Source organism: Pseudomonas sp. TMB3-21, assembly GCF_054898145.1.
Genome location: NZ_CM142718.1, coordinates 501310 through 514855, shown reverse-complemented (window position 1 = coordinate 514855; position 13546 = coordinate 501310). Strand labels below are relative to the sequence as shown.

At 58.9% G+C, this 13546-nt stretch carries 13 protein-coding genes and 1 pseudogene; 4 read left to right on the top strand and 10 right to left on the bottom strand.

Going from position 1 to position 13546, the window contains the following annotated elements:
* Window positions 1-91: 91 nt before the first annotated feature.
* From ACYZTS_RS02495 to ACYZTS_RS02480, 4 genes are all read right to left on the bottom strand, one after another.
* The gene (locus tag ACYZTS_RS02495) at window positions 92-1519 is read right to left on the bottom strand and encodes an aminotransferase-like domain-containing protein (RefSeq protein ID WP_461993782.1); all 1428 of its coding nucleotides are present in this window, start codon (window positions 1517-1519) and stop codon (window positions 92-94) included.
* A gap of 283 nt (window positions 1520-1802) precedes the next feature.
* Window positions 1803-2507 (bottom strand): hypothetical protein, encoded by a 705-nt coding sequence (locus ACYZTS_RS02490; protein ID WP_461993780.1) that lies wholly within the window; start codon window positions 2505-2507, stop codon window positions 1803-1805.
* A 108-nt stretch (window positions 2508-2615) separates the two neighbouring features.
* Window positions 2616-3629, bottom strand: a complete 1014-nt coding sequence (locus ACYZTS_RS02485) for a sensor domain-containing diguanylate cyclase (RefSeq protein WP_461993778.1) — start codon at window positions 3627-3629, stop codon at window positions 2616-2618.
* A 72-nt stretch (window positions 3630-3701) separates the two neighbouring features.
* The gene (locus tag ACYZTS_RS02480) at window positions 3702-4607 is read right to left on the bottom strand and encodes a LysR family transcriptional regulator (RefSeq protein WP_461993776.1); all 906 of its coding nucleotides are present in this window, start codon (window positions 4605-4607) and stop codon (window positions 3702-3704) included.
* Window positions 4608-4708: 101 nt separating this feature from the next.
* Between ACYZTS_RS02480 and ACYZTS_RS02475 the strand changes: the two genes are divergently transcribed.
* Window positions 4709-5884, top strand: a complete 1176-nt coding sequence (locus ACYZTS_RS02475) for an acetylornithine/succinylornithine family transaminase (RefSeq protein ID WP_461993775.1) — start codon at window positions 4709-4711, stop codon at window positions 5882-5884.
* Between the two features lie 5 nt (window positions 5885-5889).
* Here the strand turns inward: ACYZTS_RS02475 and ACYZTS_RS02470 are convergent, their stop codons facing one another.
* The 6 genes and pseudogenes from ACYZTS_RS02470 to ACYZTS_RS02445 all read right to left on the bottom strand — a co-directional run bounded on the left by ACYZTS_RS02470 (window position 5890) and on the right by ACYZTS_RS02445 (window position 10825).
* A complete protein-coding gene (locus tag ACYZTS_RS02470) occupies window positions 5890-6144 on the bottom strand; it encodes a Txe/YoeB family addiction module toxin (RefSeq protein WP_461993773.1) in 255 nt (84 codons plus the stop codon).
* Window positions 6141-6395: a type II toxin-antitoxin system prevent-host-death family antitoxin gene (locus ACYZTS_RS02465; RefSeq protein ID WP_461993771.1), complete on the bottom strand. Its 255-nt coding sequence runs from the start codon at window positions 6393-6395 to the stop codon at window positions 6141-6143. The genes ACYZTS_RS02470 and ACYZTS_RS02465 overlap by 4 nt, the downstream gene beginning before the upstream one ends.
* Window positions 6396-6552: 157 nt before the next feature.
* Window positions 6553-8493 (bottom strand): alkaline phosphatase D family protein, encoded by a 1941-nt coding sequence (locus ACYZTS_RS02460; RefSeq protein WP_461993769.1) that lies wholly within the window; start codon window positions 8491-8493, stop codon window positions 6553-6555.
* 109 nt (window positions 8494-8602) lie between these two features.
* Window positions 8603-9526: pseudogene (locus ACYZTS_RS02455) on the bottom strand (Abi family protein).
* A 263-nt stretch (window positions 9527-9789) separates the two neighbouring features.
* Entirely contained in the window at window positions 9790-10044 is a 255-nt protein-coding gene (locus ACYZTS_RS02450; protein WP_461993767.1) for a hypothetical protein, read from the bottom strand.
* A complete protein-coding gene (locus tag ACYZTS_RS02445) occupies window positions 10034-10825 on the bottom strand; it encodes an MlaA family lipoprotein (RefSeq protein WP_461993765.1) in 792 nt (263 codons plus the stop codon). The genes ACYZTS_RS02450 and ACYZTS_RS02445 overlap by 11 nt, the downstream gene beginning before the upstream one ends.
* Window positions 10826-10995: 170 nt before the next feature.
* Between ACYZTS_RS02445 and ACYZTS_RS02440 the strand changes: the two genes are divergently transcribed.
* Genes ACYZTS_RS02440 through ACYZTS_RS02430 form a run of 3 tightly spaced genes read left to right on the top strand, consistent with a single transcriptional unit; the run spans window position 10996 to window position 13443 of the window.
* Window positions 10996-11706 carry a response regulator gene (locus tag ACYZTS_RS02440; protein ID WP_028623508.1) on the top strand — a complete coding sequence of 237 codons (711 nt, stop codon included), beginning with the start codon at window positions 10996-10998 and terminating at the stop codon, window positions 11704-11706.
* On the top strand, window positions 11703-13046 hold the full coding sequence (locus ACYZTS_RS02435) for a sensor histidine kinase (protein WP_461993763.1): 1344 nt from the start codon (window positions 11703-11705) through the stop codon (window positions 13044-13046). Before ACYZTS_RS02440 ends, ACYZTS_RS02435 begins: the two co-directional genes overlap by 4 nt.
* 28 nt (window positions 13047-13074) lie before the next feature.
* Window positions 13075-13443: a PH domain-containing protein gene (locus ACYZTS_RS02430; protein ID WP_028623506.1), complete on the top strand. Its 369-nt coding sequence runs from the start codon at window positions 13075-13077 to the stop codon at window positions 13441-13443.
* The last annotated feature ends 103 nt before the right edge of the window (window positions 13444-13546 follow it).

Sequence of the window (13546 nt, the reverse complement as noted above, 5' to 3'; positions counted from 1 at the left end):
AAGCTTGCTCGCGAACAACGATCACGCGGTCCTTCTGAATGACCGCGTCATCGTTCATCGCGAGCAAGCTTGCTCCTACGGTTGGTGGTGATTAACGCTGGTGTTTCAGCAGTTGCCCCAACGTCGCCAGCGCTTCATCTACCTTCGGCGAATACGGTGCGCCGCAGCCGATACGTACGAAATGGTTGAAACGGTTGTCGTTGGAAAAGATATCCCCAGGCGAAATCTGGATACCGGCCTTTAACGCTTCATGAAACAGCGCCATGGACGAATACTCACGAGGCAGTTCCACCCACAGCAGCGTGCCGCCACCGGGGCGGGTGACACGGGTGCCTTCGGGAAAATACCGCAGGATTGCCGCGCTCATTTGCTCGCGTTGCCGGGTAAGCGTTTTCCGCAAACGTCGTAAGTAACGTTCGTAAGACGGCGTACTCATGAACGCACTCACGGCCAATTGCGCCAACGTCTCGCAACTGCGGGACTGCGTATGCTTGAGCATTTCCACCCGGGCATGCCACCGGCCCGCGCTGACCCAGCCCAGCCGCAGGCCTGGCGCGAGGGTTTTGTTCAGAGACGCGCAATAAATCACGTTGTCGGTGCGGTCCCAGTGCTTGAGCGTGGAACACGGCTGGTCGGTATCGACCAATTCACCGTAAGTGTCATCTTCGATCAGCACCGTGTTGTACGCCGCGCACAGTTGCACCAGCCGCGCCTTATGGGCGTCGGGCATGATGCTGCCCAGCGGATTCTGCAGGTTGGGCATAACGATCAGTGCCTTGATCCGTTCCGGGCCATTCAACAATTGTTCGAGGGCGAACAGATTGATCCCGGCGTGGGCGCTCGTCGGCACTTCCTTCACCCGCAGGTTCAGGCTTTCGATGATTTGCAGCAACCCGTGGAACGTCGGCGATTCCACCGCCACGATGTCGCCGGGCCGGGTGACCGCGCGCAACGCCAGGTTCATCGCTTCCGTCGCACCGTGGGTGATCACAATCTGCTCGGCGCTCAGGTGGGTTTTGGCGGTTAGCGCTCGTCGCGCGAGCACGGTGCGTAATGCGATGTGGCCAGCGGTTGTGCCCGTCGTGCCCAGCACTGCCGGCGCTCGGCGCAGGGCCTTGATCATGTGGTCCTGCAGGGTTTTCAACGGATAGAGTTCCGGCGCGCAGTAGGCGCTGGCGAAGTTGACCTTGATCGTCGCGCGCTGGCTCGCCCTGAGCACCAGCGACACTTGCTCGTGAATGCCCGCATAAATATCCCTGTCCAGCGGGGGAGGAGGGGCTGTCTTGGGTTTGATCAAGGTGTCGGGTTGGCGAATGTAATTGCCGGACCGCGGTCGGGCCTCCAGCACACCACAGTCCTCGAGCTCGCGGCACACCTGCACCGCCGTCGACAGGCTGACCGCGTGTTTTTCCATCATCAGCCTGATGGACGGGAACCGTTCACCGGTTTTCAAGGTGCCACTGCGGATCGCGTCGAGGTAGTGGTTGGCTAACTGACGGTATAAAGGGGTTGCGTGCATGATGACCTCAGCAATCGCACCACTGAAGTCTTGGGCTGGAAAGTGAGTTGACGCTCCCCGCAGGCGGACCCGTGGTGCTCAAGGGTTGGGGAAAGTAATTCTGGTGCCGTTACGGGACAGCGTAGCGGCGAGGATCAGAATTGACTGCTGAAGGATATGGCACTTTGCAACCACCTTTTGGCGGGTGCTTTAGGTGGTGGTTTCTGGAAAGCCTGAGGGCGCATCAAGCAGGCAATAAAAAGCCCCACGCTGCAGGGCAACGTGGGGCTTGGGTGTTTCTGCGTTATTGCGCGGTGATGCTGTACCCGTCGAACGCAGTCTGCTGCTGCAGCGCGGTGATGATGTTCTTGCGGTTGACCGCTTGCTCGGTCCCGGCATTGTCGAGGAAGGTATCGCCTTCCAGCTCTGCCTCATCGCCCTCGCCGACGAAGGTGAAGCCAAGGAACTCCAGCGCTTTACGGTCCACGTTCAATCGCGAGCGCGGCGTGCGCAGCGGCAACGTCACACTCTCGCCATCCTTGCTGATGGTGAACACTTCGGCGTCTTTCTTCGCGCGAGCCGCTTTGCTCTTGCCGCTGGTCGGGTTGCTGATCGCCTGGTGCGTTTGCTTCAACACCTTCAGCGCCAGCCCGTAAACGATTTCCTGAAACGCCGGGTCGTCCTTGAAGCTCGACAGAATGCGACTGATCGGGAACTTGCTGCTCAAGTCTTCCAGAGCGGCAATGTCCGCCGCTTCGGCGTCTTTGAGTTGCTTGAGTTCGCCCATCAACTCGTAGGCTTTATCGTCGTCGAAACCGTCATGCGCCTGACGGATGGCGGCGCGCAGTTCGCGGATCTGCTCGCTCTCACGGGTGGACTGGAACGCGTCCAGGACCATCTCGCTGATGGTCTTGGCCTGTGGCGCGTGCTGTGAAAGATTGATGGAGTTTTCGTATTCCGCTTTGGACGACAGGGTAACTACGGATTCGGCGGTATTGGAATCGGACATTGAAATTTCACTACTTCTTTTAACTTGAGTTGAGGCGAGAAAGCCTTGGGCCTTTTCAGGGCGCCTAATCTATTGGACCTTCGCGGCGTTGTCACGAATCAATGACCCTCACGCCGAAATCACATTCTTGCCCGCGACTTTCGATCGAAACAGCGCCTGATCGGCTCTGGCGAGCAGCCCGGATTGCTGTTCTTCGTCAAAGCGCTGGACCACGCCGAAGCTCAGGGTCAGGCGAAAATCACCCACCGCAGGCAGGCTTGCCAGGCAATGGCGTATTTCTTCAGCGAGCAGTCTGGCGTCGGCCAACGGCGTGTCGGGCAGAATCAGGATGAACTCGTCTCCGCCCCAGCGCGCCAGCAGATCGCCCTCGCGCACGCAGCGCCTGACGCTCTCGACCACTTGCACCAGGGCCGCATCGCCCAGGGCATGGCCGTAATGGTCGTTGATTGCCTTGAAGTCGTCGATGTCCATGGCGATCAGCGACAGTGGCTGGCGGAAACGCTGAGCACGGTCGCACTCCTGCGGCAGGGCTTTGCTCAAGAGGTAACGGTTGGCGATCGACGTCAGTGCATCGGTTTCCGCGAGTTTGCGGTTTTCTTCCAGTTGGATTTGTAACTGTTGATTAACCTGGGACAGCTCACGGGTACGTTCTTCGACGACGGCTTCAAGCGATCGATTGCGCAACTCCAGCGCCTCGAACAGACGCTTTTTGTCGTCGATGCTGCGATGCGCGCCGACCATCCGCGCCACCGAACCGTCAGGGTTGCGGGCCAGCACGTAACCACGGTCTTCGATCCAGATGTAACTGCCGTCCTGCATGCGGCAGCGGTATTCGGCTTGATAGCGGGGCACGCGCTCATTCAGATAATCATCGAAGACCGCCATCACCCGCGGGTAATCATCCGGGTGGATCACGCTTTCCCAGGTCAACACCGTGTTGTTCAGGGAGTGAGGAGGGTAGCCGAGCATCTCGTACCAGCCGGGATTGCGGTAAACGAACCCGGTGTTGGCGTTCCAGTCCCAAATCCCGTCGCTGACCAGCTCCAGAATGGTGTGCAGCATCCCTTCGTTCAGATCCGACAGATTGAGCTTCAGTGACTCAGTGTTCGAGGTCTGCACCATCACACTCTCCTTGTCGCCTTGATCACAGTGAGCTGCCAGTGGCGCAGATTAGTTCAAGGCGAGTCGGGCCCGCTAGTGGTCGCCCCATTTCTGCAGTGCAAAATCGACGAAACTGCGTAATTTTGGCAAACGGTAGCGATCCTGGGCGTACATCAAATGCATCGGCCGGCTCGGTGGCCGGTAATCTTCCATCAGGGCGACCAGTTTTCTGTCTTCGAGGTCTTGCTCCACCAAAGCATCGGGCAGCATCACGATTCCCATTCCGCTTCGCGCCGCTTGATGCAGGCCCGCCGAGCTGTTGATCAGCATCGGGCCGCTGACCGCCACGGTGACTTCACCTTCCGGCGCGTTCAGGCGCCATTCCTTCTCCATCGAATACCAGTCATCCCCGGCCGGGTAGGCGAAGGACAGGCAGTCGTGCAGTTGCAAATCGGCGGGTTGCTCGGGGATACCGCGGCGGGCCAGGTACGTCGGCGATGCGCACATGGTCAGGGTGTACGGCAGCAGCGGGCGGGCGATCAGGTTGGTCTGCTCGCTCACGCCCAGCCGAAACGCGACGTCGAAGCCGTGATCGAGCAGGTCGGGGCGGCGGTTGGTCAGCACCACGTCCAGTTTCACCCGCGGATGCAGCAGGGTGAATTCACTCAGCGCCGGCGCCAGTTTCTCGGTGCCGAAAGTCAGTGGCGCGGTGATCCGCAGCGTGCCGCTGGGTTCATCAAGTGCTTGCTCGGCGAGGCGCTCGGACTCGGCGACCAGCCCCAACACTTCGAGGCAGCGCTGATAGTAAGCGGTGCCAAATTCCGTCAAACGTTGACGGCGGGTCGTCCGGTTGAGCAGGCGCACGCCCAGGCGTTTCTCCAGTGCGCGCAGATGATTGCCCACCATGGTCGTGGACATTTCGCACGCTGCGGCGGCGCCGGTCATGCTTCCGGCTTCCACCACTTTGACGTAAACGGTCATTGCCTGGAACAGATTCATTATCAAGCTCTGCTTTTAAAAGATTGAAGTTATGCAGCGTTTATCCAGCTGAGGTGGCTAACCATACTGCAAATCACTGACCTGTGATGGAGCTTGATGTCATGACCGCCGCCTGCCTGATGAGCACTTACCAACCGCTGGCCCTGAGTTTCTGCAAAGGGCTGGGCACGCGCCTGTGGGATCAGGCCGGGCGCGAATACCTCGATGCGGTGGCCGGGGTGGCGGTGACCAATGTCGGTCATTCGCACCCCAAAATCGTCGCTGCGATCAGCGAACAGGCCGGTCTGTTACTGCACACTTCCAACCTTTACAGCATCGACTGGCAGCAACGCCTGGCGCACAAGCTGACGCAGCTGGCGGGTATGAACCGGGCGTTTTTCAACAACTCCGGCGCAGAAGCCAACGAGACTGCGTTAAAGCTGGCGCGGCTGTACGGCTGGCGCAAAGGGATCGAGCAGCCACTGGTGGTGGTCATGGAAAACGCTTTCCATGGCCGTACGCTCGGCACGTTGTCCGCCAGCGAGGGGCCGGCGGTTCGTTTGGGCTTCAGCAAACTGCCGGGGAATTTTGTCAAAGTGCCGTTCGGAGATTTGCCGGCGCTGGACCAAGTGCAGCAGGCGCACGGCTCGCGCATCGTAGCGATCATGATTGAACCGATTCAGGGCGAGAGCGGCGTGCACCTGGCTCCGCCCGGTTACCTCAAGGCCCTGCGTGAAAGGTGCACCCGGCACGGCTGGCTGTTGATGCTCGACGAAATCCAGACCGGAATCGGTCGCACCGGCGAGTGGTTTGCGTGCCAGCACGAAGGCATCGTCCCGGACGTCATGACCCTCGCTAAAGGTCTTGGCAATGGCATTCCCATCGGCGCCTGCCTGGCCCGAGGCAAAGCGGCCGAACTGTTCACCCCCGGCAGCCACGGCAGCACCTTTGGCGGCAATCCACTGGCGTGTCGCGTGGCCTGCACGGTGCTGGAGATCATCGAAGAACAGCAGCTGTTGGATAACGCCAGGCTTCAGGGCGAACGGCTGCTGGGCAGATTACGCAACGAACTGGCGGACAATCCGAATGTGCTGGCCATTCGAGGACAGGGCCTGATGATCGGCATCGAGCTCAAACAGCCCATCCGCGACCTGACCCTGATCGCCGCACGGGATCACGGCCTGTTGATCAACGTGACGCGCGGTAAAACCATCCGCCTGCTGCCGCCGCTGACGATAGATCAGCGGGAGGTCGAGCTGATTGTCAGAGGGGTTGGTCGGGCAGTCTGTGAGGGGTGATTAATTCAGTAATGGTATCTGCACAGCACCACCAGTATCTCTTCGTCCTGAACTGCATAAACCAATCGATGCTCGCCAGTAATTCGGCGTGACCAACAGCCGCTCAGGTTGTGTTTGAGCGGTTCAGGTTTTCCGATGCCTTCGAACGGCTCACGCTTAATGGCTTTGATCAGCAAATTGATTCGTTTAAGCCGTGCCTTATCGTTTTGTTGGAACCACAAATAGTCTTCCCAACCTTCAGTCGTGAACTGAATGTTCATTCTTCGATGAGTTGGCGAGTTTCAGTGTTCCCCGCACGCAGATTGGCCATCGATTTGATCAGGCGTTCAGCATTGGCGGGTGAGCGGAGCAAATAGGCGGTCTCTTCGAGCGCGTTATATTCCGCCAGGGACATCATCACGACCGGCTCGCCCTTCTGACGAGTTACCAATAACGGAGCACGGTCTTCGTTGACGCGATCCATGGTTTCGGCAAGGTGTGCACGTGCAGTGGTGTAGTTGATGGTTTGCATTGAATAGCCCTCGCTTGATGCAAGGAACGTACAGAAATGAGTACAGGATGACAAGGCGATACCTACGAGTGGTCGTTACGCAAACGGTGCATCTGCGTCTGGACTGAGTATCGTTGAAGATGCCCCGAGACGTTTCTGTGATTGTTGTAGTCCCCGCTCAACGCATCGGCGAACTGCCGCCATCCTCCTCAGGCGCGACCATCCGCGTCTTCGGCGAGCCGTCCGCATTCAACTGATAAATCTCCCGCGGCTGTCCCTTTTCATTAAAGAACACCTGCCCGACGCCTGCCGAATTCCACAACCGTTCACCTGCTTCAGCATGCTCGGGAACATGCGGAACGATGCGCATCCGCCGCCGTTTGGTCAGCCAGTTCAGTGGCGAGCGGGGCGAATACAGCCAGCGGTTCAGGCGGTCAAACCACTCCAGCAGGCTTGGCGGAAATTCGTTTTTGATGCCGCTGCTGGTCACCTGCCAGATTCTCGGGCCGGCCGTGCGGTGTCGGATCAGTACCTCGTAGACGAAGGAATAATGCACATCACCGGACAGCACCACGTAGTTCCCGGGCGTTCGCGAGTGTCGGAAAATGTTCAGGATCACCTGCGCTGCGCCGCGATGGGCCATCCAGTTTTCTGCGTCCACCAGTAACGGAAAACCGAACCAGCTGAACACCCGTTGCACGGTTTCAATCAGCTTGACGCCGAATACCGGCGCGGGCGAAACGATGATTGCCGACGGGTGATCGAGCAGCTCCTGCTGCAGTTCGCTGAGCGCTTCCCAGTCGAGCAAACCCGACGGTTGCTTCAACGTCATCTCACTGCGCCAGCGCCGGGTGCGGGTGTCGAGTACGACGACGGCCGGGCTAGTCGGCAGCACGTAATGCCAGCGCTGAAACTTCAGCAGATCATCGATCAGCTCGTCCTGCACCGGGCTATCCAGATACCGGTCGTCCCCGGTCGAAATCAGCCCGGCGGTCTTCTTCAGCAGCGTGCCGAACGCATCCGGATTGTTGCCCCAAGCCTGGCACAACATATAAGCAATCAGCGCGTTGCCGATGATGCGCTTTGAGAACGGATGGCCGTAGGCCGTTTCCTCCCATTGCGCGGAAAGATTCCAGTCGTCCGTAATATCGTGGTCATCGAAAATCATCAGACACGGGATGTGCGCAAAGGCCCGAGCCACGCCGGGCAGCCCGGCCTTGAAGTCGTCGATACGCGTCTGCTCCAGCGCATAACGCTTGCGCCGTTCGGGGATCAGTTTCGGCGGCTTCGGTGCGATCAGTGTCCACGGTGTCGGCGACCAAACCAAAAAGTACATGGCCATGACTTCGGCAAACGTCACCAAGTGATTGTCGGCGCTGCTGCTGGTGAAAATCGGCTTACGCGCGCCGCCGAAAAATCGCTCACGCAACGTCTCATTACCCTGCAGCGCGGGTAATAAATCCGCACGGTGGTAATAACTGGCGGCATGTTCGTAGAGCTTGGCGCTATCGCTGACCACGGCACCTTCAAGTTGCTCCTCGAACAGGCCAAGCCGCTCGATCAGGGCATGGATCGCGCGCAGCGTCGGGCCGGCGACATCGTCGGCGTACACCTGATCGCCGCTCATCATCAACAGCGCCGGGCGATCTTTCGCTTCGTGCTCCGCCGCCAACAGACGGTCCACACACAGCAAACCATCGGCCGCAGGGAAGTGCGGTTTGCGGCAGGAACCGTGCAGCAGCTGATCAATGTTTGAGCGAACAACCAGATTGGGCGACCGCGCCTCGCCGTACAACAGATGCGGCGCCCACTCGGCGATACCCGTCGCGGCGTCATCAATCAGCAGGTCGTATTCGATCAACGTATCGCAGGGCAGGGCGGTGTCCAGCGCCACGTCGATCAAATGAACAAACGCATGCGCGCCCACCGGAATGATCGTGCACTGCCCGGCATCCAGGCGCATATCGGCACGGTTTTGCAGACGCAACGTCAGCGACAACGCCCGCGACCCGACCAGCCACAACACCACCCGCGTTGGCTCAAGACGCCGCAACAGCGGGCCGACCAGGACGGGAGGGAGGGGGTGAGAGGCGTCGGGGAGTGGCGAAGGCATGGACATCCGATTCAAAAACCAAGTGCGAAGGCGCCAGATAATACCGCAGGTGGTGTCAACGAATTGTTGCCAATGTTGCTGGAACGCAGATGTCGGTCGTGGAAAGGGTGCAAGGTTAAATATTAAACAATTGTCTGGGGAAGCCAGCCTCATTCGGCAAGCCCAGCGCGGTGAATGGACAGCCAGGCACCTCCGGCTTGGAGTCGATGACGTCAGCTACTTGGGATATCCATTTTGAATTGGCGCCGATTGCTTTGACGAGATACCAAATAACTGCGATCAGCCCGTAGAGACGAGTGCGTGCATTTGCGTCCAGGGCGAGATGCTGAAAGTAAGGCTTCTCAGGCACGGTGGGCAGTGGGTTCGTCGAGACCTGATTCCAGATACGGCAGTGATGGGCGCAGCGGTTGCGGAGCGTGTTTATTTCCTGCAGCCATTCTTTGAGAACCTTTGCGTTCCTCAGGCCAAGCCGTTGGCTGATTCTGTTTCTATACGAGTCCTTGAGGATTTCGAAATACTTCGATGCGGTTCCGAAATCCCATGCCTCGACTACTACCCAGAAGGGCATCGCTTTACCGTGAAGTCGATGCCATTCGATGCTGTCATCGCGGCTGCGCCCTATCTGTTCTGTTTGGCGGCTGAGTCACTCATTCCAGATGTTACGCTGCCGGCCCTGCCTGTTACTAAACATCCGGGTCTGCGATGGATTGATGAATCTGCTGCTTTGGTACGCCAATGGATCGTGATAACCCACCTCGTGCGCGATCACTGAACGTACGTGCACCTCAATACGCTCTATGGCGTCAAGCATCAACTGGCGCAGTTTTTTATCAAAAAGGTAGATTTCAAACGCAGCATCAAAGTGGGTGCCTGGCGTGAAGATATTCTGTCGCAGAGGTTTTCTGCTGACATTACAGATGACCACTTGGTCATCAGCATCGCGCAAGAACTCTCGGCATGGGTACCAAAAACCGCTTAGTCGATAGTAGCCAACTTGACTGAGTTTGCGCTCGGCGCGCACTACATCGGTGATCTGCATTCCTCGCTTGATGAGGAGTGCAGAGAGTTCACGATAGGACCGGAACGGTTTCGGCGGGGCTGATTGCTGCAACATTCCATGTCCCAGAAAAAAGAAGGCCCGAACATAATGCCGGACTAGCCAGCACCAGAGGTCTGGGCGCGATTGCGGTGATTTTCGGCGACGGATCCCCTGGAGTCAATGCGATGAAGCGTGTTGGAGCGGCATTTAGGCTTAAAGTATGTAACCGGGTTTTGGCAATCATTTTCAACAATACATCATCGTCACTCGGTTCCCGATCTGACCACCTCCAACTCCCCATTCGCCACCAGCCACCGAAACACATCGCTCACCATCACCGTATGACTGCGCTCGATCCACCGCACCAGCGCCGGGCCGTAGTGTTCGGTGTAGCGGCTGAGCACCAGTTGGCGACAGTCCGGCGATAGACGCAGGGTGATTTCCCGGCAATGCAGGTTAGCCGGGTCCTGCCAGGCCACCCGTTGCTGCAGAATCAGACTTTGCTGTTCAGAAGCCATCGGCCGATGCTCCTATGCATTGCGGTTTGGTGTTATCCGGTGAGCCTTGCTTGCCATCGGCCACGAACGCCGCGCGATGCTCGGCCACCACGTTGCGCAAGGCGCTGTAATAGTCCGGCAGTTTTTGCAGGCTGTCGGTCAGCGGCAAGGCTTCTGCGCGACCGTCAATGATGCCGCCGACGGTGTTGATCGTGGACAGCGTCTCGACGGTGTCGCTGTTGCTGCCCAGGGGGTCGACCACAAAACTCAGCACTCGTCCGGCCGCATCGCGGCTGTTGGATGTGCCGAATAACGGCAACTCGAGAATCGGTCCGTTACCGATGCCCCACACGCCGAACGTCTGGCCGAAGTCTGCCTCGTGGCGCGGTATGCCGGCCATGCCCGAGACGTCGATCAAGCCGAGCACGCCGACCGTGGTGTTAAGCGCGAAGCGTCCCAGCGTGTTGACCGAACGCATTGGGTTGCCTTGCAGCACGTCGTTGATGAACACCTTTGGCTCACCGAAGTTTTCCACGAAGTTATGCACACCCGTCTGGAAAAAGTTCGGCAAGTAGCGATAGCCGCGAGCGATCGGTGCCAGGGCGTAATCGTCAACGACCCGGTTAAAGGCGAAGACCCCGCGATTGAGCGGTTCAACCGGGTCGTACACCGAATAGGCAATGTCGGCGCAATTGACCTGCGTATCCGCCGGCGACTGGCTGCTGCAACCCGCCAGTCCTGCAACCATCATGACAATCGAAGTGTTTCGGGCCAGCCAGGGAGCACAGTTGAAAGGCAGCATGGACGCAAGTCTCGGGTGGGAGGAAGTGGCCGTGATGCTGGGCCCCGAGGCTTGCGCGAAGATGTCTGGAATGTTGCGGCGCTGACGCTTTATTGCAGTGTTGAAATATATGACGCGACGCCGTTAATGGTTTTAGATGACGCTTCCATTCGGCCCTCAAGTGACCTTCGGTGAACAGCCTTTTAATTGTCGACGACGACCTCGAAGTTCTCGATCTGCTGAAAAAGTTTTTCGTGCAGCACGGCTACAGTGTCGCCGTCGCCACCGACGGCGCGTCGCTGTGGGCGGCCATCGAGGGCCAGCCGCCGGACCTGATCATTCTTGACGTGATGTTGCCCGGCGACAGCGGACTGGTCCTGTGCCAGCAATTGCGTATTCGCCACGCGATACCCGTAATCATGCTCACCGCCATGGGCGAGCTCAGTGATCGGGTCGTCGGCCTTGAACTCGGCGCCGACGATTACCTGACCAAACCTTTCGACGCCCGCGAACTGCTGGCCCGCGTGCGCGCCGTGTTGCGCCGCGTCGACGATCGTCGGCCGCTGACGCAGGAACGACCCCGGCCGCTGATCGACTTCGCCGACTGGCACCTGGACGTCACCCGCCGCGAATTACGCTCGCCCGACAACGTGATGATCCCGCTCTCGGCCGGCGAATTCGATTTGCTGCTGGTCTTCGTCGAACACCCCCAGCGCATCCTCACCCGCGAGCAACTGCTGGACCTGGCGCGCGGGCATTGCCACGACGCGTTCGATCGCAGCATCGACGTCCAGGTCAGCCGCTTGCGGCGCAAACTCGAATCCGACACCAAGCGCCCGGCGATGATTCGCACCGTGCGCAATGGCGGTTATCTGTTCACGCCCAGCGTGACCCGGCGATGAATTGGCTGAGGTGGATTCGCCGCGATACGGTGGCGCGCTGGATCGCTTTGACGATCCTCTTGGCGATGCTGATTTCGCTAGTGCTCAATGGCTTGTTTATCCAGCTGGCCGGCGTGTGGGCACGTCCTTCGCTGACGGAAATCGGCTTGCTGGAAAAGGCTGCGGCCGTCACTCGCATCATCGAAGCCGCCCCGGCAGCGTTGCGTGGCCAGTTGGCCCACGCTGCCAGCGAGGAGGGCTTCATCGTCAGTTGGCACCGTGATCGACAGGGTCTGAATCTGCCGCCCGTGGAGGACCAGATTTCCGAAGACGGCTCCAGAATTCTGCAACCCTTGCTCAATTCCGCGAACCGACGCATCGAAACCTACGAGCCCAGCGACTGGGCCGAGCCCTCGGCAGACGCGCGTTACGCGCTGCTGATAGAACTGACCGATGGCTCGTGGCTGATGTTCTCGCCGCCCGCCCGCAGTTGGGGCCTGGATGAAACGCCACGCGTGCTGATCATCATGTTGCTGGCGCTGATTTCCACGGCCCTGGTCGCACTGATTGCCACGCGCCGCCTCGCCACGCCCCTGCAACACTTTACCGAAGGCGCGCGCCGTTTCGGTGTCGACTTTCGTGCCCCACCCATCGAGCCGCTCGGCCCGCAGGAAATTCGTCAGGCCATCCTCGCCTTCAACGCCATGCAGGCCCAACTGCAACACTTCATCCGCGACCGCACGCAAATGCTCGCCGCCATCTCCCATGACCTGCGCGCGCCTTTGACGCGAATGCGACTGCGCGGCGAATTCATCGAAGATGCCGCGCAACAGCAGCGGCTTTTCAGCGACGTGGATGAAATGCAGGCGATGATCAATTCGGCGCTGGATTTTTTCCGCGACGATGCGCGACTGGAACCGGCCACCCACTTTGACCTGGCGGAACTGCTGCAAACGTTGCTGGATGATTACCGCGATCAAGGTGCCGACATTGCCTTTGAAGGGCCGGCGCGGCTGGTGTATTTCGGGCGGCCGTCCGGGCTCAAGCGCGTGATGACCAATCTGCTGGATAACGCGATCAAGTACGCCACTGAACCGGCGGTCGAACTGTTTCCCACTGCTGGGGAAGTGCGGATCAAAGTACTGGATTGTGGGCCGGGGATTCCGGAAGCCAGCCTTGAACAGGTTTTCGCACCGTTCTTCCGCCTGGAAGGCTCGCGAAACAAAAGCACCGGCGGTGTCGGTTTGGGATTATCCGCGGCGCGTGCGATTGTGTTGGAACACGGCGGCGAGTTGAGCCTGCGTAATCGGTCTATCGTTGGCCTGGAAGCGCTGGTGGTACTGCCCGTGCATTCGGCTTAGCTGTTCATTTGAAAACAGGGAATTGCAGATGATTGATTTCAACAACAAAGGCTTTTTCAAGCTCAAGCAAAACGACGAATACGCTGAGCGCGTCACCGCACTGTTGCTGGACGACGAGCGAGTTATCGACTCCTATAAATCCATGCGCGACGGCGTGGTGTTTACCAACAAGCGCATCATCGCGGTCAACGTGCAGGGCCTGACAGGCAGCAAGAAAGATTTTACTTCGCTGCCGTATAAAAACATCGTCGCGTACTCGGTCGAAACGTCCGGCACGTTTGATCTGGATTCAGAACTGGAGATCTATTTCTCGTCGCTGGGCAGAGTGAAGTTCGAGTTCACGGGCAGGACGTCGATGGTCGAGATCTCCAAATTGATCTCCCAGCATTTGCTCTGAGTCTTCTCAAACACAACCCCGGTAGGAGCGAGCCTGCTCGCGATGAGGCCAGCACATTCAACATCAATGTTGGCTGACTTGACGCCATCGCGAGCAGGCTCGC